Below are 25,666 nucleotides of genomic sequence, written 5' to 3' on the forward strand. Positions count from 1 at the left end.
TGGCCATAAACACTTGCATAAATTGCTTAATGAATTTTAGCTTGTAAGAGGAAAATCTATTTATGCCAAAATATTCAATGTAAATTCAGCGAAAAAACAACGAAGGAATCATCAAGATCGAAATATCATTTTCTAGCATAGGCATTTTTAGAAGAATGTGCCAACACTATTATATTTTCCTTCACCATGTTCATATTAAACGTGGTCACTCCGAAAACTAGTTAAATTGGCCATTAAATAAGAAGGAAACACCCTTCTATACATTTAATAATTTAGATCAATAGCAACCAAGATAGCTTAGATGACTACTTGATTTTCACAATTATCTTCCCCTTTGCCCTTCCAGACTCAGCATATTCCATCGCTTTTTGAGCTTCTTCAAATGTAAAAGTTCGATCAATGACGGGTTTGATTTTACCAGATTCAATATAGTCCGCAATTATACGTAATTGATCACCGCTTGGCTTCATAAATAAAAAGGAATATTGCGCATGATGCTTCTTTTCAAGTGCAGTCAGTTTATAACTTGCTGCTGAAAATAATAGGGTTTTGAAAAATCCTGAATCATTTTCTTTAGCAAAACGGGCATTTGGCATGCCAGAAACAGAAACAATTTTCCCTCCATTTTTGATGATCCCGAAAGATTTTTCAAGCGTCTCACCCCCAAGTGTATCAAAGACGGCATCATAATTTCCCAATATCTCTTCAAACTTCTCTGTCTTGTAATTGATCACTTCGTCTGCACCAAGAGATGTGACTAAGTTTGCACCAGCTTCACTAGCAGTTGTTGCTACTGTAGCACCCATTACTTTAGCCAGTTGAATAGCAAAAGTACCTACACCACCAGACCCTGCATGAATTAAAATCTTTTGTCCTTTTTGTAAGTGCATGATGTCATGTAATGCTTGATATGAAGTCAACCCAACGAGAGGGATGGATGCAGCTTCCTCAAAGCTCAAGTTTTTAGGTTTTAGGGCTATATCATCTTCATGTATTGCGATAAATTCGGCAAAAGTACCGATTTTACTTTTACGTGGACGTGCATATATTTCATCGCCCACTTTAAAACGAGTTACTTTTGTGCCAACCTTTACCACAACTCCCGAAAAATCATTTCCAAGGATTAGAGGCATTTTATATTGTATTAACAACTTCACTTTCCCATCGCGTATTTTAAAATCAATAGGATTAATACTAGCGGCATGAATTTCTGCAAGTATCTCATATTCACCAATTTCAGGTGTAGGTATTTCTGCTAACTGCATCGGGGCTTTGCCATATTGATTGATAACCATTGCTTTCATCGTTTATTCCTCCAAATAACTTATCGTATTCTCAATAAAATTCCTTTAATAGCGTCTCAATATTCGTAACAAGTGTTTTTAGTAAACCTAATTTTGTGCGTATATCTATATAATAAAAGTTTTTTGTCCCTTCTTTACGCATTAAAATAACACCGGCATCACGTAAAATTTTAAGGTGATGTGACACAGCAGGTCTAGACAGATGGGTTTGTTCTGTGATTTCGCCTACACGTAATCCTGTTTGACAATCCGTAGCCATTAACACAAGTAAAATAGATTGACGTGTTTCATCACCAATGGCCAATAGTACCTTTTGACAGTTGATAAAATTTTCTTTAATGGTGTGTAGTTGGTCCTGTTTAGTCATGTAAATAATCCCTCCTTTAATTAGTTGAATAGTTTAAGTTATTGAACCATCCTATGGATACAACCATAAAGTACAATGCTATTCTGTGCAATATTGAGAAAGAAAATCGAGACGAATCCAATCTTTGGAGGTGAATTCTTTCTCGACAACAAAAAAACACAGAAGTCACATGGACCTCTGTGTTATTTGCTTTCCTTAATGAGTGCCTTCATATCTCCAACAATAGTTTCAACTGGTACGTTTGTCGCGCCATCATAGTCTTTTACAACTGTGCCGTCTGCGTTCACTAAATAATAGCTCGACATATGTATGACTTGGTCTGAGTTTGGATCATTTTTGACTAATGAATTGAATGATTTACGTGCAAATTGTTCGATAAATTTTTGTTGATAGCCCGTTAATAGCTGCCATTTGCTTTCATCGACAACATTATACGTATTTAAATAGTTCGTTAATACCTCAGGCTTATCCACCTCTGGATCTACACTAAATGCGACAATTTGATAATCCTCAAGGCCTTCATCCTGTAGTGCTTGCTGGACCTCTGTCATATTAAATGTCATTGGCGGACAGATTGTCGTACAGTTTGTAAAAATAAACATTGCTAGCCAAGGCTTACCTTTTAAATCTTCTAGGCTCACTTGTTCACTTTTTTGATTCATTACATTGAAATCTTGGACCTCAATGTTTACAGTTGGCTCAAATTTGTAGCTTCCGCAAGCAGCTAAAATGCTGCTGAATGCTAGAACTAAAACGAGCAGTATACTTTTCTTTTTCATTTGCGGTACCACTTCCCTTCATTTCATCATCTTATTTTATTCATTCTAGAAGCCAAATACAAGGTAATGGACTTACACCCAGATTGCTATTTGTATAACATGTGAACATTAACTGATTCTGGTATTTCATTACACTACATCTTCCAAATGACACATCCTTTTCAAAATTTTTTTGAAAGCTTTTTTTTATTATTTTCGTTATTTCCCAAGAGAAAGAACGGTTGTTATATAACAAACTATTTCTACCTTTTACACTTCTCTGGGTTTTAATAGAAGAATAATAAAATACAGAAAATTCTCTTTTGTGAATATATTTTCTCCTACATTCAACTTTATCAGCAACAAACTATTTCAATAATATTATTTCACTCGAAATTCTCGTTCTCTTTAATACCATTTTATTCTATTAAACACTTAATATTTCTATGTTATTTCTACGCAACTAAACTGACTAAAAATTATAAAAACTCAAAATTTAGTATTGCATTATAAGAATATCCCCCATAAAATAAGTGAATATAACGACGAAAGAAAAAGAAATATGTCGTTTAAAACAGAAATATATAACTTTAGGGGGAATAATAATGGCGAATGTTTCTAGTGAAAAACAGGCTCAATCAATTGATTATCATGCAATTGAGGCAATGGAATCGTTTAATACCTTTGTGAAAAAGAAAAATACCTTTCTTTTCTCGATTACAGCAGTGTTTCTAATTCTTTATATTTTGCTTCCGATCCTTGCCTTCCAACCTGTACTACAACAAAAATTATTCGGAAATATTACGGGTGTATGGGTATATTCTGCAGGGTTATTTATCATGACCATTGTGCTCTGTACAGTATATGTAAAAAAAGCTGCTTCATTCGATAAAGCTGCGGCGGCTGTGCTAGCCGAGTATCATGCGAAAGGTGGTAACTAAATGAATATTGTATCTGTAGGTTTCTTTTTAGCCATTGTTGGATTAACACTTGTCGTTACCTATATTGCAGCAAAACGCACTTCCTCGGCTGCTGATTTTTACACAGCCGGTGGTGGATTAAAGGGGTGGCAAAACGGCTTTGCGATTGCTGGTGACTATTTATCAGCAGCTGCCTTTCTTGGGGTGTCTGGTGCGATTGCCTTAACTGGTTTTGATGGTTTCTTCTTCTCTGTTGGCTATGTTGTAGCAAATTTAGTGCTTCTTTATGTCATTGCTGAGCCTATGCGTAATTTGGGGCGTTACACATTAGCAGATATGTTAACGGCTCGTTTTAATGAAAAACGAATTCGTGGCGTGGCTGCATCAGGTACGATTATTATTGTGATTCTTTACATGATTGCACAGCTTGTAGGTGCTGGTGCATTAATTAAACTACTATTTGGAATTGAATATTGGATTGCTGTGTTAATTGTCGGCGTTATGATGACAACATATGTATTGTTTGGCGGCATGACAGCAACTTCGTGGGTACAAATTATTAAAGCAAGCTTGTTATTATTTGGGACAGGTCTATTAGCGGTATTAGTGTTAATGAAATTTGATTTCTCTCTTATGAAAATGTTTGACACAATTGCAATGGATCATGGGGAAGAATTCCTTGTGCCAGGGATTAAATACACAAGTACAATCGGCTCCGTTTCGATGATGATGGCGTTAGTTTTAGGAACATCAGGTTTACCACATATTTTAATGCGTTTCTTTACCGTAAAAGATGCCAAGACAGCACGTTCTTCTATTTCTTGGACAACTTGGATTACAGCTATTTTCTTCTCACTAACGATCTTCTTAGGGTTCGGTGCGCTAAACTTTGTTGGATTAGATCAAATTCTTGCTGAAAGTAAGGCTGGTAATACGGCTGCCCCACTTCTAGCGCATTATTTAGGCGGAGATGTCTTGATGGCATTTATTGGCGCCGTAGCCTTTGCGACGATTTTAGCTGTTGTGTCAGGCTTAGTGTTAACGGGGGCTTCTGCTATTTCTCATGATATTTATGGAGAAATCATAAAAGGAGGGAAATTAACTGAAAAGCAACAGGTTGTAGCTGCACGTACAGGCTCTATTTCGATTGCGATTGTGTCTATTATTCTTGCATTGTTTGCCCAAAGCTTAAATGTTTCGTTCCTAGTATCCTTTGCCTTTTGTATCGGTGCCTCAGCCAACCTACCTGTGATCCTTTATACAATCTATTGGAAGAAATTTAATTCCACAGGAGCTGTAACAGCTATGGTAACGGGTTTAGTGTCCTGTTTAATTTTAGGCGCAATGGGACCGAATGTCTGGAGCCCCGTTGAAGGTGCAGCCATCTTTGTTGGTCAACCGCTTGTACCACTTGCTGTTCCTGCGATTATTACGATTCCATTAGGCTTTATTGCTGGGTACCTTGGTACAGTTTTGACAGCTAGCAAAGTACCACAGGAAGAAGCTGAACGTATTTATCAAGAAATTCGTGTGAAAGCGAATACAGGCGTATCTGTTTCTGATATTTCTCATTAATATTTATTCACCTCTTGCATAATGAATTCCAATTCAAAAAATGCAAAAAAATAGGCAAAAAATTCGATTTTTCATCGAGTTTTTCGCCTTTTTTGTTATTCAATATCTACTAATTTATTTATTGAACAATACTATTTCTCTTCCAAAAAACAGAAAAAATCCAATTCCCACTAGGTAAATGGTGTTTAATTTTAATTGAAAAAACAAGATTTTCTTGTAAATTTACCCTTCTATTTTTGTCAAGAATCTAGATTTCCCTTTGCTTTATTTATTTATCTGAATTTTCTAAAACCCCCTATATTCTTGAGTTTGTGCCATTTTTTCTCTCTCAGGACTATTTTCTGAAAAATTTTTTTTGCATAATTTTTCTGAAATGTATTGCAATTTTGTGAACTGTTTCATAAAATGAAAATGTGAATTCACTAAACTAGCAAAATCAAGTCTTGAGGTAGAAAAAATATACACAAAATGGGGAATGTTAATGGCGAACAATCAGGCAAAAAAAGGTATCGTGATTGACTATGATGCAATTGCAAACCAAGAATCATTTAAATCTCTTGTACGCAGAAAAAATTCTTTTCTTTGGTCTATAACTGTCATATTTTTATTGGCATACATGTTGTTACCAATTCTGACATCGTACACGACAATTCTACATCAAAAGGCATTTGGGGAAATTACTTGGGTGTGGATCTATGCAGCGGGGCTATTCATCATGACATGGGGGTTATGTCATTTATATGTAGCTAAGGCAAACAACTTTGATAGAGAAGCAAAAGCGATTATCGCTGAATACGAAAACGGAGGTGGCCGCCGATGAGTAACGGAATGAGTTTTACAGCCATATTCTTCTTCGTAGCCATAGTTGGTTTAACATTAGTTATTACATGGTGGGCATCTAAACGTACATCTTCCGCAAGTGATTTCTACACGGCAGGTGGTGGCTTAACAGGCTGGCAAAATGGACTAGCTATCGCTGGAGACTATTTATCAGCAGCCTCTTTCCTAGGTATCGCTGGTGCAGTCGCATTATTTGGATTTGATGGATTCTTCTTCTCTATTGGTTATTTAGTAGCTTACTTAGTGGTGTTATACATCGTTGCTGAGCCATTACGTAACCTTGGGAAATTTACATTAGCTGACATGATTACAGCTCGCTTCAATAATGCAAAAGTTCGTGGAACAGCTGCTTTAAGCACGATTACAATTGTTTTATTCTACATGATTGCACAACTAGTTGGTGCAGGAGCACTTATTCAATTACTTTTAGGAATCGACTACTGGATTGCCGTGTTAATCGTAGGTTTCATGATGACAACATACGTATTATTCGGTGGTATGACAGCGACATCTTGGGTGCAAATCATCAAAGCTTGTCTGTTAATGCTTGGTACAGTGATTATTTCGTTCTTAGTATTAAAAGAGTTTGGCTTCAGTATCTCGACAATGTTTACAGAAATGACAACAGCTACTGATAGTGGTGCTGCTTATTTAAATCCAGGTCTAAAATACACAAATGGACTTGATACAATCTCTATGTTAATTGCCTTAGTATTGGGTACTGCGGGTCTTCCACATATTTTAATGCGTTTCTTTACAGTAAAAGACGCAAAAACAGCTCGTTCATCGGTTATTTGGGCTACTTGGATCGTAGGTATTTTCTACGTTCTAACAATTTTCTTAGGTTTCGGTGCAGCAGCATTCGTTGGGAAAGAAGATATTATCGCTGCAAACGCTGCTGGTAACATGGCTGCCCCACTGCTTGCAGAAGCACTTGGTGGAGACATCCTATTCTCATTCGTTTGTGCGGTAGCCTTCGCAACAATCCTAGCGGTAGTAGCAGGCCTTGTACTTTCAGGTGCATCTGCCCTATCTCATGATATTTATGGACAAATTATCAAAAAGGGTAAAATTACAGAAAAAGAGCAAGTTCTTGCAGCTCGCATTGGTTCCATTACAATCGCTGTTATTTCTATCCTATTAGCACTTGGCGCACAAACATTAAACGTTGCATTCTTAGTATCTCTAGCATTCTGTATTGCGGGATCTGCTAACCTTCCAGTTATTATCTATACAATTTATTGGAAACGCTTTAATACAGCTGGTGCTGTAACGGCGATGTTAACAGGTTTAATTTCTGCATTAGTGTTAGTTGCTATTTCACCAAACGTATGGAATCCAGTTGAAGGTAAGGCGATTTTCGTTGGTGAACCATTAATCATGTTAACGAACCCAGCCTTAATCTCTGTACCACTTGGTTTCCTTGGTGGTTTCATCGGTACATTACTTTCTAAAGAAACGGATGACGCGAAGTATCGTGAAGTTGACGTTAAAGCAAACACAGGTATTTCTGTACAGGACGTATCTCACTAATCACTCAACACCCTCGTAAGCATCTCGCTTACGAGGTTTTACTTTTTCTTCCCTATTCGCTACTATAGAATGAGAAAAAGATTGGAGGTTATGCTCATGTCACAATCAAGGGCTAAAAAGAAACGGATGCATGTTAAACGAACTGTCGGCAAGGATGTTGAAAAAAACCGTCAATCTATATCCTTCAGTACACACGAGCGCATAACAAAAACAAAGAATGAGAAACTCGATCATGATTTCACAAAACATAAAAAGCAGTATAAGGACGACTAACGTTCCCTATACTGCTTTTTCTTTTAAAGCCGATAAAAGGCATTGGTGTTTTGCGTGATAATATGAGCCACTTCCTGTGTCGACAACCCCTTGATGGACGCTATGACCTCAATGGTCGAATGCATCATCCACGGAGATGTACGCTTATTTGTAAACGGTCCTTCAAAAGGCCAAGGACCATCCGTTTCCACCATCATTAGTTCAATGGGATAAGCTTGTATCAACTGTTGAATTTCTTGTTCATACAAACAATCAGGGGTGATCGAAATAAAATAGCCATGCTGAATCATGCGTTTCACCACAGCCTCATCCCCTTTAAACCAATGAAAATGTGCTTGGCGAAGCTGATGTTTGTCAAGTAAATCACAAACGATGCTAGCATCCTCATAGACAGCGTGTAACACTATTGGCTTATCCAATTCCTTTGCCAAGACTATAAAACGCTCTAATAGAGCCACATAAAGTCGGTCATCTATCGTTTGCTGTTGTCTTAAATAATAAGGTAAACCGACCTCACCAACAGCTACCATATGTTCTTTATGTGAACGGATCCAATCAAATAATGCCTCCTCATCGCTTGGATTTGGTAAAGGCTGTTCCGGATGAAAGCCAAAAGCGGCTTTCACTGGCTGATAGTTATTCGATAAATGCAATGTTCTTTTACAGGACGACAACTGCATGCTAACCGCAATCACCGTCTCTACCTCTTCAAGTAAGGCTGGAATTTCCTCATCTCGATACTGATCCAAATGAATATGAGCATCAATCAACAAACATATCACCCTTTTCTTCTTGTAAGTACATAAATAATTGTTGCTTTAACTCGGTGAACGCTGCTGAATGACGAATTTCCTCTTTTCGGGGTCTTTCAAAAGGCACAATGATTTCCTTTTTAACCGTCGCAGGACGTTTGCTTAAAACAAGGATCCGATCCGCTAAAAAGAGTGCTTCCTCAATACTATGCGTGACAAATAGTATTGATTTACGATAGGCTTCCCAGATGGATAATAGCCACGCTTGCATTTCCAGTCTGGTGAATTCATCCAGCGCAGAAAATGGTTCATCTAAGCATAAAATAGGCTTATCACTGACCATCGCACGTATAAAAGATACACGCTGTTGCATGCCGCCTGACAATTCGTTTGGATAAGCATGGATAAATGAACCAAGCCCCACCTTTTCAAGCCACTCTATAGCACGTTCAGCATTTGGTTGATGCTGTAATTCCTCTACGAGTGTGACATTCTCTAAAATCGTGCGCCAAGGTAGTAGACAAGGCTGCTGAGGCATATAACCAATCGTTCCTCTTTTTCGCTGAATGTCCTCTTCATTTAATAAAATGGACCCTTGATCAATCGTAGAAACGCCACCAATTAATTGAAAAAGGGTACTCTTACCACTGCCAGAGGGACCAACAATGGCCACAAACTCTCCATCTTTAACGTCAAAGGATACATCTTCAAGAACTTGCAGGGTATCAAAGGATTTAGCGATGTTTTGAATGCTGAGCATGATAGCCTCTCCCCTTCACCATGAATTTTTCAAGTAAGCGAATACTGCTAAACAACAGTAAGCTTAATAAAACAATCGCAAAAATGGCTACGAATACACGATCAGTGCGGAACGAGGACTGTGCTAAGGTCATATAAACGCCTATTCCTTTTTTTGCACCAAGCCACTCCGCAATAACAGCGCCCATCACACTATACGTCGCAGCAATTTTTACACCTGAAAAAATCGTTGGGTATGCATGAGGCCATTCAAGCTTCCAAAAAGTTTGCGCCTTTGTAGCACCAACCATGGCAAAATAATGCTTTAACTCAGGTGCTGTTTGCCGAAATCCGTCCATTGCCGCAATAACAATGGGGAAAAAGCACACGAGGCAAATAATGATGAGCTTTGGTAATAAACCAAAGCCAAACCAAATAATGAGCAATGGCGCTAAGACAAGAATAGGGATATTTTGCGACATAATTAAAATCGGATAAAACAACTCCCGAATAAATGTAAATCGATGCAAGACAATCGCCACCATTAATCCACAGGCAATACCAATGGCAAGTCCTAATAAGGCTAATTGCATCGTAGCCCAAGCATGTGGTAAAAAGGTTTGATAGGCTTTAAAAGCTTCCAACAAAATACGACTTGGTGCAGGTAATAACCAATGAGGAACTTCAGCCACATGCACAATGAGCTCCCACACGAATAAGAGGAAGGCGATAAAAATAATCGTCCTTCCCTTTTGCAAAGCTTGTTTCATTACTGGTATTTCTCCGTTAATGTATCCATTGTTATACCAGTTGGCTGATATAATATTTTCACTTGTGTAATGACATTGATAGCACCAAGCTCAATCATCTTGTCATTCATTTTTTCAATGATTTGCAGCAACATTGACAGCTCACCTTCCATCGTCGTTTCCAACGGATGTACCTCATATTTCACACCAGCAGCATCTATCACAGCAATCGCCGCATCGACATACGGTATAACATCCTCAAATTTCTCTGTTTTTGGAATGATTTGAACACTGATTAATGAATTCGCCATCTTATTTGGCCTCCTTTTTAGGTAAGAAATCATTTGTAAAGGCTTGTTTCGCATTAAATTCGCCCTCTAACACGTTGTTGCTAGACATCCATTTTGCATAGTTTTCCCATACAGAAAGCTTTTGCTCTCCCCATTGCTTGGCATCATCCTGATATTTATCGGCTAGCCATTCCTGACTTTTATGCACTAACGCTTGATCTAAATCGGGAGCCGCTTCTATTAAAATATCAGCCGCCTCACTTGGATGTGCTATGGCGTATTCATAGCCCTTCGATGCAGCCGCCACAAACGCTTGAACTAGGTCAGGATTGTCCTGGATCATTTTTTCATTTGTAGCTAGAACAGGTGTATAATAGTCCAGCTGATCACTATAATCTGTTAAGTACAGCATATTAATCTTTTCACCCCGTAGCTCAGCTTCAATACCTGTCCACGCGTAATAAATCCAAGCAAAATCAATATCCTTTTGCATCATCGTGAAAAAATCTAAATCTCCTGCATTGACGATATCTAGTTTATGAATGTCTGCCTTTTCTGTTTGCATCAATGATTGTAGGACAGCTTGCTCTAGTGGAGCCCCCCAACCGCCATAGGTTTTACCTTCGAAATCCTTTGGTGATGTAATACCTTTTGATGCAATAGAAGCAAAGCCAGATGTATTATGTTGAATAATAGCAGCAATGGAGACAAGAGGCACATCTTGCACACGAGCCTGTGTAATCCCTTCCTGATAGCTCACACCAAACTCTGCCTTGCCAGAAGCAACAAGCTGATCGGCTCCTGCCTCCCCAGGCATAATAATGTCAACATCTAAGCCCTGCTCCTCAAAATAACCGAGTTTTTTTGCGACATACAGTCCTGTATGATTTGTATTTGGTGTCCAATCTAAGACCACTGATACTTTTTTCAGCTGATCAGTAGCCTGCTTGTCCTCCTTGTCACTACAGCCCACTAACGTTAAAAGTGCAGCCACTAGAATAAATAACCATTTTTTCATGCGAAGTCCTCCTAGTTGATAATGTGAAAGTGTTCATGATTGAATGTTGTCACCAGAAAGAAAGCGTATGCGTTTGGCAAGATATTGCTTGAAAACATAAAAAAACGCCTAGGATTCCTCCCAGACGTATTGCAATCAATCTTCAAAACTTTGCTTTTTTGAATAGATGTTCCCTACGCTGGTACGAGCCAAATCAGGTTCAAAGGGTCAGCGTCTATCGGACACAATCTCAGCTAGCAACTACTAGCCCCCCTACATTCTTGTGCTATGAACTTTTCGTTGATTATTATACCCATAGTTACGCTAAAATGACAAGATGCTATTTTTGACTAACGACTGCTCTCGTAAAAAAACCCAGCACTCCTAAGAGACTGGGCTTATCATTAGCTTAGTTTCTGTTCTTTTTTAGCCGTTAAAACATGGGAAATGGCCCCATCTGTTGCAATATCCACTTTAAACGAACCGTTGGAATGGCGATCAGCACGCGTCAATGTTTGGACATCAATGAGCTCTTGTACACCTTTTTCCGTTTCAATCACTATTTGCTCCTCATTCGTTGCTTGAATAACTGCCACAATACGGTGAGGATTTGCTTTTAATTCTGTTAATACTTTTAGACCACGTTTTGCACGACTTGCCACTTCAACTTCTGCAACATTCATTTTCTTCACGGCTCCACGCTGTGTGACGATTACCACATATTGTGTAGCATCAGGCTGTAGCACATTGACACCGACTAAGGCTTCTCCATCCTTTAGCGTGATGCCTTTGACACCGCCTGTTTTCACCCCTGTAACTGGTAATTCTTCCAGTGGGAAACGAATCGCATAGGCTGTATCCGTTGTTAACATCAGTTCCACATCATCTGTCACAAACGATGCATAGATCATCGCATCGCCCGCTTTAACATTCATTGTTTTTATTGGCTTCGAATAACGCGTCACCGCATAATCTGCCAGTGGGGAGCGTTTAATTTGACCATCTTTTGTAGCTGTTAAAATATACGTATTTGGCTGCTCGAATGTTTCAAAGCCATACACTGCAATAATAGACTCATCTTCCCCTGTTGGCACAATACTTGAAATATGCTGTCCAAGATCCTTCCAGCGAATATCAGGTAGCTCATGAACAGGCTGGTAAATATAATTGCCTCGATTTGTGAACAGTAACAGATGATGCTGTGTATTTAAGGTTGCTTCATACAATAAGTAATCCGAATCCTTCATCGCAAAATCCTGACCATTGGAAGCGGCATGTGAACGTGTGGATGTACGTTTAATATAGCCATCCTTTGTCACCGTCACCACAACCTCTTCACTTGGCACAAGGACATCTAGCGTAATTTTAATTTCTTCTATTTCCTGCTCAATTTTCGAGCGACGTGGCTCTGTGAAGCGTTTCTTAATCTCTAGTAACTCTTGTTTAATGACACGTACAAGCTTGGCTTCACTTTGTAAAATTCCTTCTAGCTTCGCAATCAACTTATTTAACTCGTCTTGCTCTTGACGAAGCTCTGTAATGTCTGTATTCGTTAAACGATATAATTGTAAGCTAACGATCGCCTCGGCTTGTACCTCTGTAAAATCAAACTTCGCTTGTAAATTAAGCTTCGCATCCTTCTTATCGTTAGAAGAACGGATTGTCGCAATCACTTCATCTAAAATGGAGAGTGCTTTAATTAACCCTTCTACAATATGAGAACGATCCTTTGCCTTTTGTAAATCATAAATCGAACGGTTCGTCACCACTTCTTTTTGATGCGCAATATAGGCATCTAGCAATAATGGCAATGTCATCATCGTTGGACGACGATTATGAATAGCAATCATATTAAAATTATAAGCTACCTGTAAATCTGTTGTTTTAAATAGGTATTGTAAGATTCCTTTTCCCGGAACATCCTTTTTCAGCTCAATTACAACACGTAAGCCTGTACGGTCTGATTCATCTCGGATTTCCGCAATACCCTCTAAACGTTTATCTACACGTTGCTCATCAATTTTTTTCACAAGATTCGCTTTATTCACATCATATGGTAATTCCGTGATGACAATTTGCTCTTTGCCACCCTTGATCGGTTCTACTACGGCTTGCGCACGGACAATGATTTTACCTCGACCTGTTTCATAAGCCTTTTTGATGCCATCTACCCCTTGGATAATCCCACCTGTCGGGAAATCCGGCCCTTTAATCACAGTCATCAATTCATCTACTGTCACGTTCGGCTTGTCTAAGCGCATTAACACAGCATCTAGCACTTCATCTAGCGCATGCGGGGGAATATCTGTCGCATAGCCAGCCGAAATCCCTGTAGAGCCATTGACTAGTAAGTTTGGAAAACGTGCAGGTAAAACAGTCGGCTCCATATCTTGATCATCAAAGTTTGGTACAAACTCGACCGTTTTCTTGCCAATATCTCGTAGCATTTCACCAGCAATAGCAGACAGTCTCGCCTCTGTATAACGCATCGCAGCTGGAGGATCACCATCAACCGAACCATTGTTACCATGCATCTCAATAAGCATATGACGTGCCTTCCAGTCCTGACTCATACGTACCATTGCTTCATAAACAGAGCTATCACCGTGCGGATGGTAATTACCGATTACGTTCCCGACAGTTTTTGCGGATTTTCGAAACGGTTTATCCTGTGTATTGCCTTCTGTAAACATTGCATATAAAATACGACGCTGTACTGGTTTAAGACCGTCACGTGCATCAGGCAACGCGCGGTCTTGAATAATATATTTACTATAGCGACCAAAACGATCACCCATCACTTCTTCTAGCGGTAAATCTTGAAACTTTTCTGTACTACTCATGCTTGGTCCTCCTCTTGTTGGATGAATTCATTTTCTAAAATATTTGAATCATCCTCCATACCGAAGTCAACATTGGCTTCGATCCATTTACGACGCGGTTCTACTTTATCACCCATTAACGTCGTGACACGTCTCTCTGCACGTGCACCATCCTCGATTGTGACACGAATTAATGTCCGTGTCTCAGGGTTCATTGTCGTATCCCATAGCTGGTCAGCATTCATCTCACCAAGACCTTTATAGCGCTGCAATATGTAACCCTTTCCAACTTTCTGGATGGCCTTTTGTAAATCGTTTTCTGTCCAAGCATATTCAATCACTTCTTTTTTACCAGTACCTTTTGATACCTTATAAAGTGGTGGTAAAGCGATATAGACTTTGCCTCCTTCAATGAGTGGACGCATATAACGATAGAAGAACGTTAAGAGCAAGACTTGAATATGTGCCCCGTCCGTATCCGCATCGGTCATAATCACTACTTTATCGTAGGCTGAATCCTCCACAGCAAAATCCGTGCCAACACCTGCTCCAATCGCATGGATAATTGTTGAAATTTCTTCGTTTTTCATAATGTCCTGTAGCTTGGCTTTTTCTGTGTTGATGACCTTACCGCGCAAAGGCAAAATCGCTTGGAATGTACGATCACGACCTTGTTTGGCAGAACCACCTGCAGAATCACCCTCAACTAAATACAACTCATTCTTGGCCGCATTGCGAGACTGAGCTGGTGTTAATTTGCCTGATAGAATCGTACTACCTTTTTTGCTTTTCTTGCCATTCCGAGCGTCCTCACGCGCTTTACGAGCCGCTTCTCTTACTTGTTGCGCACGGATTGCTTTACGTACAAGAGAAGCCGATAACTCTGCATTTTCCTCTAGCACATACAAAATTTGCTCTGACACTACGCTATCTACGGCTGAACGAGCCTCACTTGTACCAAGCTTGCCCTTGGTTTGTCCTTCAAATTGTAATAAATGCTCTGGAATACGAACAGACACGATTGCTGCTAAACCCTCACGAATATCTGTCCCTTCAAGGTTTTTATCTTTGTCCTTTAGCAAGCCGATTTTTCTTGCATATTCATTAAATACACGCGTCAATGCCGCTTTTGCACCCGTTTCATGTGTGCCGCCATCACGAGTACGTACATTATTAACGAATGACAAAATCGTTTCTGAATAACCATCGTTATATTGGAAAGCGAATTCTACTTCAATATCATCTTGTATGCCTTCTACATATTTCACAGGATGAAGAACATCCTTTTCTTCATTCAAATACGCAACGAAAGCTTCAATGCCATTCTCATAAAAGAATACATCTTGTTTGCCTTCCTCGCGCTCATCGATTAATTCAATTTTTAAGCCCTTTAATAAAAAGGCTGATTCACGTAAACGTTCTGCTAACGTATCATAATTGAATTTTGTGACAGAAAAAATCGTTTCGTCTGGTAGGAAATGAACAAGTGTACCTGTTTGCTTCGTTTGCCCAATTTCTTCAAGTGTTGTGACAGGATGTCCACCATGCTCGAAGCGCTGACGATACTTTTTACCATCACGATGAATCGTCACCTCTAAAAATGTTGATAGTGCATTAACTACAGAGGAACCTACACCATGCAAGCCACCACTTGTTTTATAACCACCTTGTCCAAATTTACCACCTGCGTGTAGCACCGTAAAAATAATTTCAGGGGTAGGTTTACCCATTTTATGCATACCTGTTGGCATCCCACGGCCAAAGTCGCGCACACTCATACTTTGATCCTTATGAATTGTGACAATAATATGAGATCCAAAGCCGGCCAGTGCTTCATCCACCGCATTATCTACGATTTCATACACAAGGTGATGAAGTCCACGGCCATCCGTTGAACCGATATACATGCCAGGTCGTTTGCGTACCGCTTCTAATCCTTCTAATACTTGTATAGCGTCATCATTATAAACGCTAGTTGACTGTTTATTCGTCAAAAAATTCCCCTCCAAAAAACAAACGCATGTTCTATTTATGTTCTCATCCTAATAATAATAGCATTTCCTGTCAATAGCTAGCGACAGGTCCATTAAATTTTTAAAATTTGCTCACAGTTTTGATCATCTTTATCAATAGTAAACATCTGCAACAGTTGCTTAAAATTGGTATTTAAGCAGGGCAGACTGCTACTAGTATCCATAAACGTTTGACGCGTAGTAGCCGATTTAGTTTCAGCATACATAGAATCTAGTTCAGTGTAAACGCTACAATGTTTATTACGGTTAAACTGGATAAAGTTAGACTTCTATTCTACCAAAGGAATGAAGGATTGACAAAATTGCCTTTTTGCCTATATTTTTATAAAGGCTTTTTTTCACTTTCTAGAATCTCATGTCTGAAAGCCTACCCCTTATTAATAGGTTTTCTTTTGTATTGAATTCAAGGCTCCTAATGAAATCTCCTTCATAACATTGTAGATTAGCAAGAAAAAGTGTAAAATACTTGTTACAAACTATTAGTACCAAGTGATGGACTATGAATGAAAGGAGTCCAGCTATGATCAATGGACTTATTATTTTATGTGCTTATCTAATCGGCTCTATACCTTCTGGATTATGGATAGGTAAAATTTTTTATAATACCGATATTCGTGAACACGGGAGCGGTAATCTTGGTGCAACCAACACATTCCGAACATTAGGGAAAAAAGCAGGTATTGTTGTAACCGTAATGGATGTGCTCAAAGGAACAGCTGCGGTTTTATTAGTAGCACTTCCCGTTTTCTCTGACAGCACACTGCATCCCTTATTACTTGGTCTTGTTGCCGTAATCGGTCATATGTTTCCGATCTTCGCCAATTTCCGTGGTGGAAAAGCAGTGGCAACATCCGCAGGTGTTTTATTAGGCTATTCGTGGCCACTCTTTGTCCTATTATTTATTACCTTTATTGTGACATTAAAAATCACAAAGATCGTCAGCCTAACATCGATGATAGCCGCTTTAGTAGCACTTATCTATGCAATCGTTTATTATTTTGTTACGGGTGACTTTGCATTAGGCATCTTGGTAGCCTTTTTATTTACCTTTATTATTTATCGTCACCGTGCCAATATTACACGTATTAAAAACGGCACTGAGCCAAAGGTAAAATGGCTTTAGGAAGAGAGGAGCATTCGAAATGAACATTGCATTGACAGATGAAGCACTCCAGTGGTTCAAACACGAAATGGAAGTAGAACCAGGTGATACGATTCGTTTTTATGCACGCTATGGTGGCTCTAGTCCTTTTCATGAAGGTTTTTCACTTGGCATGACTCGTGAAGAACCTATTGCTATAGGCGTACAGACAGTGGTTGATGATGTAACCTATTACATTGATGAGAAAGATCTCTGGTTCTTTAACGATCACAACTTACATGTTGACGTTGATGCTAGTAATGATGAATTGCAATATGACTATCGTACATAAAACAGTCTATCCTTTCAGTCCATGAAAGGATAGACTGTTTTTTTATTTGGCTCCATCATGCCAATAGTTAGATTTTCACCCTCACCTCGTTTATCTCTCCAAAAAATTGTCCACTCTATAAATAATGAGCGTATATTTGAGGAGGAAAACACATGTCTATGTCTAACAATATCGATACCTCCCCATCCCATACAAACGATTTGTTGTATACATCCCTAGCTAAAAATAAAAAAATCATTGAACAGGCGCTTGGTCACAGTAATGACATCATCATACGTGAAATTACAATTGGTGAATCTGCCCCTCATAACATCGCTATCATTTCGATCGATGGCTTGTCAGATAAAACGACAATCTCCGATTCTGTTATTGATAAGCTTATGGCAAATATCGAGGAAGAACAAGACATTGAAATAACGACCATTAATCAATATGTACGAAACTCCTATTTAACAGTTGGGGATGTGTCGAATATCGAGCATTTCACAACACTCTACAATGCCATTCTCAATGGGGAAACGGTTATTTTATTAGATGGGTTTGCAGAAGGGATTGTGACAAGTACCAGAAGTGCTAAGGATCGAGCCGTTACAGAGCCATCGACTGAATCTGTTATTCGAGGTCCTCGGGAGTCCTTTACCGAAACCATACGTACCAATACCGCACTCATCCGTCGCAAAATAAAAAGCCCGAATCTCTGGATAAAGTCACGAGTTATCGGTGATGTGACACAAACAGATGTAGCTGTTATGTATATAAATGGCATTGCCAGTGACAAAATCGTCGCAGAGGTATTAGCCCGATTAGACCGCATTAATATCGATGGCATACTGGAAAGTGGCTATATAGAGGATTTTATTCAAGACTCTAAAAACTCTATGTTTCCAACAGTTTACAATTCAGAACGTCCAGATGTTATCGCTGGTGAATTATTAGATGGCAAAGTGGCGATTCTAGTTGATGGTACTCCCTTTGTCTTAGTAGTACCAGCGTTATTTACATCCTTTTTGCAATCAGCGGAGGATTATTATCAGCATTGGATGATTAGCTCACTTGTACGCATACTTCGCTTTTTTGGCATCGGTCTGGCATTAGTCGCGCCATCCTTATATGTGGCTATAACTACCTTTCACCAGGAAATGCTGCCAACACCAATGTTGATTAGTATTGCTTCACAAAGAGAAGGCGTTCCCTTCCCCGCAGTTGTGGAGGCACTCATTATGGAGATTGCCTTTGAGGTATTAAGGGAGGCTGGGCTTCGTATGCCTAGAACAATCGGCCCAGCGGTGTCTATAGTCGGTACTTTAGTTATTGGTCAGGCGGCAGTTGATGCGGGTGTGGTATCTGCTGTAATGGTCATTATTGTAGCTTTAACAGCAATTTGTAGTTTTCTTTTCCCTGCCTACGGTTTGTCGAATACGATTCGTGTGTTACGTTTCCCATTAATGATTTTAGCTGCTATGTTTGGTTTATTTGGTGTTATGTTCGGTATTATGGTCATTATTCTCCATTTATGCAGCATTCGTTCATTTGGTGTACCTTATTTAAGTCCATTTGCACCGTTAGTTTTAAAGGATCAAAAGGATGCCTTTCTTTTGTTCCCTCGTAGAAAGTTACTAACACGACCTCGTTTAGTTAATCAAAAAAATATTGTTAGAGGACATAAATATGTCAATGTAAAGGGCAGGAAATAACTACTGGATAAATGAGGAATGGAATATGGCAAAAATAAAAGTGATTTGCTTACTATGTATCCTCACTTTACTGTTAAGTGGCTGCTGGAGTAAGCGTGAATTAAATGAATTAGCCATTGTCGTAGCACTGGGTATTGACAAAATAGACGAAGAATATGAGATTACCGTTCAAATTGTTGATCCAAGTGAAATTTCGATGCGACAGGCTTCCACGCAACGCTCTCCTGTCGTTAGCTATCATTCGAGAGGCGAGACCATCTTTGAGGCAATTCGAAAAATGACAACCAACGCTGCCCGAAAACCGTATTTTGCCCATCTTCAAGTGGTTGTTTTAGGGGAAGATCTAGCAAAAGAAGGAATTAGTGATTCACTTGATTTAATTGTAAGGGACCATGAATTTCGTAAGGATTTCGATGTCATTATGTCTCATGAAGCGACAGCGAAGGAAGTGTTAAATGTACTAACACCCATTGAAAAGATACCCGCTAATAAAATGTTAAATTCCCTTGATGTCTCTGAAAAAGCTTGGGGCGCCACAATAGCTGTCAATATAGATGAGTTAGTCAATACATTAACGACTAAGCATAAAGGGGCATTAATTACTGCTATTGAAGTACATGGTGATAAGAAATTAGGTGTAGATCAAACAAATGTGCAACGAGTTAAAACGCCTGTGCTGTTGCAGTATGCAGGATTAGCGGTCTTTAAAGGGGATAAATATATTGGACTATTGACTGAGGGAGAAAGTAAAAGCGTTAGTTTCCTGAATGATAAAATACAGAGTACGATCGAAATCATAGCCTGCCCAAAGAAAGGAACTCTATCATCTGAAATCACTCAATCCACAACAAAAGTGAAAGGGTCTTTTGATAACGGAATGCCGAAAATTGATGTCCGTATTAATGTTGAGCAGAACATAGGAGAGGTCGAATGTGATATCGATCTTACAAAAAATAAATCCATTGATTATGTCAATAAAAAAACAGCTAAGGGCATTGATGAACGAATTCAAAAAACATTGGAGAAAATACAACAGCAATATGAGGTTGATGTGTTTGGTTTCGGTGATGCCTTACATCGTGCAGATCCAAAACAGTGGAAAAAAATTAAGGATGAGTGGGCTTCCATCTTTCCAGATTTGGCGGTAGATGTGCAAGTGAAAGTAACGACACAAGGTTTAGGTACGATGCAAAATTCATTATTAAACAAGCCAAAGGAGGAGTAACGAAATGGTGCTAGCTGTAGCCATCTTTATCATTTCAATGATCCTAGCACTTATTTTTATACCAAAGCTAAAAAAGCAGCATGATTCAAAAACCATTGTCGTATTTTCTATTTTGCTTCTCATCGGAACGGCTTTGAATATGGGAAATGCGCTAAAAATCCATATTCCCAGCCCATTGGATTTGATTACCTTTATCTTTACACCAATTAAAGATTATATTGTGTCATTAACAAAATAGATAGAAGGATAAAAAATGGAGGGTTGCTCGATGGAAAAAGAGATTATTAGTTCAAGACAATTTACAATCATTACATTCCTCTATTCTATCGGAACGGCAATTTTAATTATCCCTTCTAGTATTACGGGTGCCGCTAAGCAAGATGCATGGATTGCCGCCTGCATTGGAGTTGTCCTTAGCCTGCTGGCCGTTAAATTATTTTTAACACTAGCCAACCAAACACCGTCACTTAATTTTGTAGAGGCAAATGAAAAAATTCTTGGTCGTTTTTTTGGAAAAATCACAGCCAGTTGTTTCCTAATCTTAACCTTTCTATCTGCTGGAGAATTACTCTATTTTATCGGTATTTTTATGAAAACCGAAGTCATGCCGGAGACTCCGACATTAGCATTTGCCTTGATGTTTAGTATTATCATTATGTACGCTGCTTATTTAGGCATTGAGACCTTTGCCCGTTCAGCAGAAATTATTTTTCCAGCATTTGTATTTATTTTTATTTTTTTTATGGTTTGTATTACGCCTCAAATTACTTTTGAGAACATTCAACCCTTATTAGAAGCAACCAAAACATCTATGCTTTATAGTATTGCACGCTTTATGAGTATCTTTTCCTTTCCACTACTGGTGTTATTAATACTGTATCCTGCTGGTGTCAATGTACAGCCATCTGCACAGAAAGGGTTATATTTTGGGACAATCCTCGGTGGCATCGTCTTAATTACGTTGATTGTGCTATCGATTCTTGTTTTAGGACCTGAGAATACGTCATCTAGAACATTTCCTAGCTATGCCTTAGCGCAAAGAATATCGATAGGGAATTTTTTGCAGCGCATTGAAATCATCATGGCCTTTATGTGGATTTCATCTATTTATATTCGCACATTTATGTATTTCTATACGACTGTTGTCGGTCTTGCGCAAATTTTAAAAATCAAGGATCATCGCCCTCTCATATTACCGATGGGTCTAATTGTCATTGGGCTTTCTCAAATTATTCATCCAGACATTGTACATTCAACCAATTACAATAATGAAATTTGGCCAATCTTTTCTTTTATAATCACCATTTTATTACCGATCCTTTTATTGATTGTCGCAGTTATACGAAATCGCAAAACCAAAGCTCAAAGTACCGAAACGCCTAATACAGAAACAACGAATGACAATCAAAAAGTCTAATTTCTTTTATGGTGAGAAAAGAAATTAGACTTTTTATTAATTAAATATGATATTCAATTTCATCTACAAAATCCCATTCGTATGGTGTTTCTTGGTAAACATAGTAGTTCAACCAGTTAGAGAATAATAAATGCGTATGGGCACGCCATGTATTCATTGGCTCCTGTGATGGATCATCATTCGGGAAGTAATTCACAGGAACAGCGATATCTATGCCCTTTGCGACATCCCGGCTATATTCATCGGCTAATGTTGTCGCATCATACTCCAGATGCCCTGTAATCATAATGTTTTTATTATCTTTTGATTGGACGATGAACACACCTGCATCCTCTGAATAGGATAATAATCGTAAGTCTGGATGATTGCGAACCTCGTCGATCGAAACAGAAGTATAGCGTGAATGTGGAGCGGTAAATAAATCACTGAAGCCACGTACTAAATCCACTGTTAAATCGGTGATTACATGGGAATAGACACCTGAGCATTTAGCTGAAAGTTCTACCTTTCCTATCCCATAATGATGATACAGTGCCGCCTGTGCCCCCCAACAGATATGTAAAACGGATGTCACATTCTTTTTGGACCAGTCCATAATTTCTGAAATTTCCCGCCAATAGTTAACTTCTTCAAAGGCCATTTTTTCTACAGGTGCTCCCGTAATAATCATCCCGTCATAGCGACGGTGACGAATTTGGTTGAACGTTGTGTAAAATAGCTGTAAATGTGATTTACTGACGTTTTTCGACTCATGTGTGGCCGTATTTAAAAAGGTGATATTTACCTGTAGCGGTGTATTCCCTAATAAACGTAGTAATTGAAGCTCCGTTTTTTCTTTTTCAGGCATTAAATTCAATATTAATATGTTTAACGGACGAATTTGCTGTGTTTTCGCACGGTCCTCTTCCATGACGAAGATTTTTTCCTCACGTAAATGTTCTCCAGCTGGTAAATTTTTCGGAATATTAATTGGCATCTTGCGTTCCCCTCTCTTTGATCACTCTCTTTTAGCAAACCTTGCTGACAAATTAAAAAATCCTCCTCATTCCATACGAGATAGAATGAGAAGGATTTTTTCACGTCCACTCTTATCTCTCAAAGGAAAAATCCTTCGCTGGAATTAGCACCTTTCTAACAATTGTTAGAGGTTGCTGAAGCGTCATCGGGCCAAATCCCTCAGCTTCTCTTGATAAGATTATTTAATTACATCGAATTGTAGCATGAATTAGTTAGAATATCAATAATTCATAGAATATTTTGTGATTCAAATGCATGTTCCTCGTTTATTTGATGTACACTAAGCTTGCTATAAGTAGTGTTTCTACATTTAAAATTTATGGTAAACATGCCGTATTTATGTTACCATATAACTTTAGTAACAGAGAGGAACGTGAATACTTTGATTAAAATTGAATTTCCAAAACCTGATGTAGTCATCCGTCAACGTGAACAAGAAGTAAAACCTGGTGATGTGCCTATCACACCATACTTTGGTTTTATTGACTTCCATAAAATCACACGTGATAAAGGCGGCATTTTTTTATTCTATAATGACAAGAATGAGCTATTATTTGTCGGCAAAGCACGTAAAATTCGTCAACGTATTAAAAAGCATTTCGAGGACAATGTATCTCCGATGAAAAATCATCGTGATGAAGTGTTCAAAATTGAGGTCTATGAAGTAGAAGATCCAATGGAACGTGAAATTTACGAAACATATGCGATTAACACTTTCCGCTCCAAATACAATGTAGAGAAAGTCTTTTATTAAGATATCTTGTAAAGAAACCGAAATCTCATTTAATGGGATTTCGGTTTTTGTCTTATATAGAGGTTACGCGATCTATTGGCGTACTCTCGCCGTTTATTCGCAAATCAATCGTGTCTAGCTCAGGATCTTTGGTGATGATTTTATATACATAGGGTTGAGCCACTTTTCGTTGCTCGCTACCTTCTTTCAGTTGGATGACTTGACTATTTTCTTCAGCCGCAATACTTGCCAGCACATTCCCTTTCGAATAATAAACAAGATAATACGTAGAGTCATCTTCATACAATAATTGAATCTTATCATTAGCCTCAATTTTTTGTTGAATATTGTCTGGAACGACAGTTAGCTCATGAATCATTAGTAGTTTGGTAGGCGTTTTAGCGTTACATGCTCCTAACATTAATAAGCTCATTAAACCTAGCAACACGAATTTTTTCACGTTACTCCCCTTCCCTTATGACTATTCTAAGAAAAAAGCTTTACGCTCCTTAGCAATCCAGTCTTCTAATTCCTGATCATCACGTTTTACCAATCGATTGATAAGGACGTCATGCCAAACATAATCCTCTAACAAATAAATATGGACAGGGTCATTGGTGATAAAGGCCATTTCTTGCGTAGATGGAGAGTGACCATAAATCATTTCCTGACCATCTACCGATAAAATAAACCAATGTGGTGTAGACGTTTTTTTCGTGTAGTGTGTAGCTCTATGCTGGTCAATCGACTCTAGCTGTTCCCCTACATATAGGGTAATACCATGAATAGGAACATGCTGTGCCACTTCTTGAATATCTCCCCTTAAAGTATCATACATATCTTCCCACATCGATAGAATCACTTTTTTCTTGGCTTTTTTTAAAAGTGACTGGCAATAGTTGATGATCGCCTCCTTGCCCTTTAGCATGACTACTTTTGGCTCCACTTCCTGCACTTTTTCCTCTAATTTTTCTAATTTCGTACTCATGGATGTAAAATTCGATTGCCAGCGCTGCTGCATTTGCTGTAAAAACACAGACACAGGCATAGCCGCATAGGTCGTTTGTTCAGCCGTTTCTTCTTTTAGCACAATTCCCTTTTCTACAAGGACGTTTAAAATATCATAAATTCTTGCGCGTGGTATACCAGAATTTTTACTGACCTGATAGGCACTAACATGACTTTGCTGCACAAGTGCCGTATAGGCCTTTGCTTCATATTCTGTAAAGCCCATGTCTTTCAACTGGGCGATTAATTCCTCCATGTAATCCCTCCATTATCTTTATTATAGGCTACTGTTGTGAAGATTTGCCAATGAAAAAATGAGGGTTTACAGCGTAATTAAAATTAGTTACTATTTCAGTAGTAACTAATTTTAAAGAGGTGTATTATGTTTTTTGAAGTCGATGTACATATTCTTATCCTGTTAATTTCATTTGGATTTCTGGCGGCTTTTGTCGACTCTGTAGTGGGAGGGGGCGGTTTAATTTCATTGCCAGCTTTATTGTTTGCTGGTCTCAATCCAGCAGCTGCTGTTGCAACCAATAAACTTGCCGGGACAATGGGCTCACTGACATCTTCCATTTCCTTTTATCGTTCTGGTCAGCTTGAAATACGATCCGTTCTCAAATATTTCCCGCTTGCCTTTGTCGGCTCCTTATTTGGTGCATGGACCGTGCATTTAATCAATCCAGCATTACTAAAGCCATTAATGCTCGTGATGCTGGCAGCCGTTGCGGTTTATACAATTTTCAAAAAGGATTGGGGCGCTGTCTCTAGCGTAAAAACTCTCTCTAGAACCCACTTACTATTATTTATGGGATTATTATTTGGCATTGGTTTTTATGATGGGTTTCTTGGACCTGGTACAGGCTCTTTTTTAATCTTTAGCTTCTTGTTGATAGGCTTTGATTTTTTAAAGGCGGCAGGAAATGCAAAGTTTTTAAATTTGGCAAGTAACGTGGCAGGCCTTTGTATGTTCGCCTACTTAGGTCAAATCCATTTTGTTTATGGCTTCGTGATGGGCATTGCTCAAATTGGTGGCGCTATGCTCGGCTCCCGAATGGCGATCAAAAAAGGAAGCGGTTTTGTTCGTATGCTTTTTATCGTAGTGACAGTGACATTGCTTGCGAAAAATGCCTATGATTTTATGATTCATTAAACACAAAAACGCCACAGACTTGTATCTGCGGCGTT

At 38.7% G+C, this 25,666-nt stretch carries 26 protein-coding genes and 2 riboswitches; of the genes, 13 read left to right on the forward strand and 13 right to left on the reverse strand.

Going from position 1 to position 25,666, the window contains the following annotated elements:
* Positions 1-305 precede the first annotated feature (305 nt).
* The 3 genes from MHI22_RS04650 to MHI22_RS04660 all read right to left on the reverse strand — a co-directional run bounded on the left by MHI22_RS04650 (position 306) and on the right by MHI22_RS04660 (position 2,450).
* Complete coding sequence (locus MHI22_RS04650) at positions 306-1,304, reverse strand: NADP-dependent oxidoreductase (RefSeq protein ID WP_036126185.1); 999 nt, start codon at positions 1,302-1,304, stop codon at positions 306-308.
* Between the two features lie 31 nt (positions 1,305-1,335).
* Positions 1,336-1,680: an ArsR/SmtB family transcription factor gene (locus tag MHI22_RS04655; RefSeq protein WP_340812699.1), complete on the reverse strand. Its 345-nt coding sequence runs from the start codon at positions 1,678-1,680 to the stop codon at positions 1,336-1,338.
* Positions 1,681-1,853: 173 nt separating this feature from the next.
* Positions 1,854-2,450, reverse strand: a complete 597-nt coding sequence (locus MHI22_RS04660) for an SCO family protein (protein WP_271909944.1) — start codon at positions 2,448-2,450, stop codon at positions 1,854-1,856.
* Between the two features lie 584 nt (positions 2,451-3,034).
* Between MHI22_RS04660 and MHI22_RS04665 the strand changes: the two genes are divergently transcribed.
* From MHI22_RS04665 to MHI22_RS04685, 5 genes are all read left to right on the forward strand, one after another.
* Positions 3,035-3,370, forward strand: coding sequence for a DUF485 domain-containing protein (locus MHI22_RS04665; RefSeq protein WP_058843543.1), 336 nt, complete (start codon positions 3,035-3,037; stop codon positions 3,368-3,370).
* A complete protein-coding gene (locus MHI22_RS04670) occupies positions 3,371-4,924 on the forward strand; it encodes a solute symporter family protein (RefSeq protein ID WP_340811156.1) in 1,554 nt (517 codons plus the stop codon). It abuts the gene before it with no gap.
* 481 nt (positions 4,925-5,405) lie between these two features.
* Positions 5,406-5,744, forward strand: a complete 339-nt coding sequence (locus MHI22_RS04675; protein WP_036125957.1) for a DUF485 domain-containing protein — start codon at positions 5,406-5,408, stop codon at positions 5,742-5,744.
* An 8-nt stretch (positions 5,745-5,752) separates the two neighbouring features.
* The gene (locus tag MHI22_RS04680) at positions 5,753-7,297 is read left to right on the forward strand and encodes a solute symporter family protein (protein WP_058843561.1); all 1,545 of its coding nucleotides are present in this window, start codon (positions 5,753-5,755) and stop codon (positions 7,295-7,297) included.
* 96 nt (positions 7,298-7,393) lie between these two features.
* Entirely contained in the window at positions 7,394-7,570 is a 177-nt protein-coding gene (locus tag MHI22_RS04685) for a hypothetical protein (protein WP_170829828.1), read from the forward strand.
* Between the two features lie 23 nt (positions 7,571-7,593).
* On the opposite strand, the gene MHI22_RS04690 is transcribed toward MHI22_RS04685, so the two are convergent.
* From MHI22_RS04690 to parE, 7 genes are all read right to left on the reverse strand, one after another.
* Positions 7,594-8,343 carry a TatD family hydrolase gene (locus MHI22_RS04690; RefSeq protein WP_340811157.1) on the reverse strand — a complete coding sequence of 250 codons (750 nt, stop codon included), beginning with the start codon at positions 8,341-8,343 and terminating at the stop codon, positions 7,594-7,596.
* Positions 8,333-9,082: an ABC transporter ATP-binding protein gene (locus MHI22_RS04695; protein WP_271909946.1), complete on the reverse strand. Its 750-nt coding sequence runs from the start codon at positions 9,080-9,082 to the stop codon at positions 8,333-8,335. Before MHI22_RS04695 ends, MHI22_RS04690 begins: the two co-directional genes overlap by 11 nt.
* Positions 9,057-9,830 (reverse strand): ABC transporter permease, encoded by a 774-nt coding sequence (locus MHI22_RS04700; RefSeq protein WP_036125944.1) that lies wholly within the window; start codon positions 9,828-9,830, stop codon positions 9,057-9,059. Before MHI22_RS04700 ends, MHI22_RS04695 begins: the two co-directional genes overlap by 26 nt.
* Complete coding sequence (locus MHI22_RS04705; RefSeq protein ID WP_036125941.1) at positions 9,830-10,120, reverse strand: thiamine-binding protein; 291 nt, start codon at positions 10,118-10,120, stop codon at positions 9,830-9,832. Before MHI22_RS04705 ends, MHI22_RS04700 begins: the two co-directional genes overlap by 1 nt.
* Before the next feature lies 1 nt (position 10,121).
* The gene (locus tag MHI22_RS04710; protein ID WP_058843539.1) at positions 10,122-11,117 is read right to left on the reverse strand and encodes an ABC transporter substrate-binding protein; all 996 of its coding nucleotides are present in this window, start codon (positions 11,115-11,117) and stop codon (positions 10,122-10,124) included.
* A gap of 153 nt (positions 11,118-11,270) precedes the next feature.
* A riboswitch (TPP riboswitch) is annotated at positions 11,271-11,381 on the reverse strand.
* 119 nt (positions 11,382-11,500) lie between these two features.
* Entirely contained in the window at positions 11,501-13,939 is a 2,439-nt protein-coding gene (parC, locus tag MHI22_RS04715) for a DNA topoisomerase IV subunit A (protein WP_089932810.1), read from the reverse strand.
* Entirely contained in the window at positions 13,936-15,912 is a 1,977-nt protein-coding gene (gene parE / locus MHI22_RS04720; RefSeq protein ID WP_036117619.1) for a DNA topoisomerase IV subunit B, read from the reverse strand. Before parE ends, parC begins: the two co-directional genes overlap by 4 nt.
* Positions 15,913-16,471: 559 nt before the next feature.
* Between parE and plsY the strand changes: the two genes are divergently transcribed.
* From plsY to MHI22_RS04750, 6 genes are all read left to right on the forward strand, one after another.
* Complete coding sequence (gene plsY, locus MHI22_RS04725; protein WP_036117616.1) at positions 16,472-17,074, forward strand: glycerol-3-phosphate 1-O-acyltransferase PlsY; 603 nt, start codon at positions 16,472-16,474, stop codon at positions 17,072-17,074.
* A 19-nt stretch (positions 17,075-17,093) separates the two neighbouring features.
* Complete coding sequence (locus MHI22_RS04730; protein WP_036117611.1) at positions 17,094-17,384, forward strand: HesB/YadR/YfhF family protein; 291 nt, start codon at positions 17,094-17,096, stop codon at positions 17,382-17,384.
* A gap of 152 nt (positions 17,385-17,536) precedes the next feature.
* On the forward strand, positions 17,537-19,078 hold the full coding sequence (locus MHI22_RS04735; RefSeq protein WP_340809049.1) for a spore germination protein: 1,542 nt from the start codon (positions 17,537-17,539) through the stop codon (positions 19,076-19,078).
* Between the two features lie 25 nt (positions 19,079-19,103).
* Positions 19,104-20,303 (forward strand): Ger(x)C family spore germination protein, encoded by a 1,200-nt coding sequence (locus MHI22_RS04740; protein ID WP_340811160.1) that lies wholly within the window; start codon positions 19,104-19,106, stop codon positions 20,301-20,303.
* A 4-nt stretch (positions 20,304-20,307) separates the two neighbouring features.
* A complete protein-coding gene (locus MHI22_RS04745) occupies positions 20,308-20,541 on the forward strand; it encodes a hypothetical protein (RefSeq protein WP_036117602.1) in 234 nt (77 codons plus the stop codon).
* Positions 20,542-20,571: 30 nt separating this feature from the next.
* A complete protein-coding gene (locus MHI22_RS04750) occupies positions 20,572-21,720 on the forward strand; it encodes a GerAB/ArcD/ProY family transporter (RefSeq protein WP_036117599.1) in 1,149 nt (382 codons plus the stop codon).
* A 40-nt stretch (positions 21,721-21,760) separates the two neighbouring features.
* On the opposite strand, the gene metA is transcribed toward MHI22_RS04750, so the two are convergent.
* Positions 21,761-22,696 carry a homoserine O-acetyltransferase MetA gene (metA, locus tag MHI22_RS04755; RefSeq protein ID WP_036117598.1) on the reverse strand — a complete coding sequence of 312 codons (936 nt, stop codon included), beginning with the start codon at positions 22,694-22,696 and terminating at the stop codon, positions 21,761-21,763.
* Positions 22,697-22,805: 109 nt separating this feature from the next.
* Positions 22,806-22,916: riboswitch (SAM riboswitch) on the reverse strand.
* Positions 22,917-23,065: 149 nt separating this feature from the next.
* Here metA and MHI22_RS04760 point away from each other — a divergent pair.
* Positions 23,066-23,491 carry a nucleotide excision repair endonuclease gene (locus tag MHI22_RS04760; protein WP_170829836.1) on the forward strand — a complete coding sequence of 142 codons (426 nt, stop codon included), beginning with the start codon at positions 23,066-23,068 and terminating at the stop codon, positions 23,489-23,491.
* Positions 23,492-23,543: 52 nt separating this feature from the next.
* Here the strand turns inward: MHI22_RS04760 and MHI22_RS04765 are convergent, their stop codons facing one another.
* Positions 23,544-23,930 (reverse strand): hypothetical protein, encoded by a 387-nt coding sequence (locus MHI22_RS04765; RefSeq protein ID WP_340809051.1) that lies wholly within the window; start codon positions 23,928-23,930, stop codon positions 23,544-23,546.
* 21 nt (positions 23,931-23,951) lie between these two features.
* Positions 23,952-24,734, reverse strand: coding sequence for a TrmB family transcriptional regulator (locus tag MHI22_RS04770; RefSeq protein ID WP_089932801.1), 783 nt, complete (start codon positions 24,732-24,734; stop codon positions 23,952-23,954).
* Between the two features lie 126 nt (positions 24,735-24,860).
* Here MHI22_RS04770 and MHI22_RS04775 point away from each other — a divergent pair, with 126 nt between their 5' ends.
* Positions 24,861-25,631, forward strand: a complete 771-nt coding sequence (locus MHI22_RS04775) for a TSUP family transporter (protein ID WP_036117587.1) — start codon at positions 24,861-24,863, stop codon at positions 25,629-25,631.
* Positions 25,632-25,666 lie beyond the last annotated feature (35 nt).

The organism is Lysinibacillus sp. FSL L8-0312 (genome assembly GCF_038003285.1).
Classification (GTDB): Bacteria; Bacillota; Bacilli; order Bacillales_A; family Planococcaceae; genus Lysinibacillus; species Lysinibacillus fusiformis_D.

Bases quoted from the DNA above. Each gene is read 5' to 3' on its own strand.
- metA (WP_036117598.1), bottom strand. From the start codon at position 22,696: ATGCCAATTAATATTCCGAAAAATTTACCAGCTGGAGAACATTTACGT.
- MHI22_RS04675 (WP_036125957.1), top strand. From the start codon at position 5,406: ATGGCGAACAATCAGGCAAAAAAAGGTATCGTGATTGACTATGATGCA.
- parC (WP_089932810.1), bottom strand. From the start codon at position 13,939: ATGAGTAGTACAGAAAAGTTTCAAGATTTACCGCTAGAAGAAGTGATG.
- MHI22_RS04680 (WP_058843561.1), top strand. From the start codon at position 5,753: ATGAGTTTTACAGCCATATTCTTCTTCGTAGCCATAGTTGGTTTAACA.
- MHI22_RS04770 (WP_089932801.1), bottom strand. From the start codon at position 24,734: ATGGAGGAATTAATCGCCCAGTTGAAAGACATGGGCTTTACAGAATAT.
- MHI22_RS04740 (WP_340811160.1), top strand. From the start codon at position 19,104: ATGGCAAAAATAAAAGTGATTTGCTTACTATGTATCCTCACTTTACTG.
- MHI22_RS04665 (WP_058843543.1), top strand. From the start codon at position 3,035: ATGGCGAATGTTTCTAGTGAAAAACAGGCTCAATCAATTGATTATCAT.
- MHI22_RS04700 (WP_036125944.1), bottom strand. From the start codon at position 9,830: ATGAAACAAGCTTTGCAAAAGGGAAGGACGATTATTTTTATCGCCTTC.
- MHI22_RS04650 (WP_036126185.1), bottom strand. From the start codon at position 1,304: ATGAAAGCAATGGTTATCAATCAATATGGCAAAGCCCCGATGCAGTTA.
- MHI22_RS04775 (WP_036117587.1), top strand. From the start codon at position 24,861: ATGTTTTTTGAAGTCGATGTACATATTCTTATCCTGTTAATTTCATTT.
- plsY (WP_036117616.1), top strand. From the start codon at position 16,472: ATGATCAATGGACTTATTATTTTATGTGCTTATCTAATCGGCTCTATA.
- MHI22_RS04670 (WP_340811156.1), top strand. From the start codon at position 3,371: ATGAATATTGTATCTGTAGGTTTCTTTTTAGCCATTGTTGGATTAACA.
- MHI22_RS04660 (WP_271909944.1), bottom strand. From the start codon at position 2,450: ATGAAAAAGAAAAGTATACTGCTCGTTTTAGTTCTAGCATTCAGCAGC.
- MHI22_RS04745 (WP_036117602.1), top strand. From the start codon at position 20,308: ATGGTGCTAGCTGTAGCCATCTTTATCATTTCAATGATCCTAGCACTT.
- MHI22_RS04760 (WP_170829836.1), top strand. From the start codon at position 23,066: ATGCCGTATTTATGTTACCATATAACTTTAGTAACAGAGAGGAACGTG.
- MHI22_RS04735 (WP_340809049.1), top strand. From the start codon at position 17,537: ATGTCTATGTCTAACAATATCGATACCTCCCCATCCCATACAAACGAT.
- MHI22_RS04685 (WP_170829828.1), top strand. From the start codon at position 7,394: ATGTCACAATCAAGGGCTAAAAAGAAACGGATGCATGTTAAACGAACT.
- MHI22_RS04730 (WP_036117611.1), top strand. From the start codon at position 17,094: ATGAACATTGCATTGACAGATGAAGCACTCCAGTGGTTCAAACACGAA.
- MHI22_RS04750 (WP_036117599.1), top strand. From the start codon at position 20,572: ATGGAAAAAGAGATTATTAGTTCAAGACAATTTACAATCATTACATTC.
- MHI22_RS04695 (WP_271909946.1), bottom strand. From the start codon at position 9,082: ATGCTCAGCATTCAAAACATCGCTAAATCCTTTGATACCCTGCAAGTT.
- MHI22_RS04710 (WP_058843539.1), bottom strand. From the start codon at position 11,117: ATGAAAAAATGGTTATTTATTCTAGTGGCTGCACTTTTAACGTTAGTG.
- MHI22_RS04705 (WP_036125941.1), bottom strand. From the start codon at position 10,120: ATGGCGAATTCATTAATCAGTGTTCAAATCATTCCAAAAACAGAGAAA.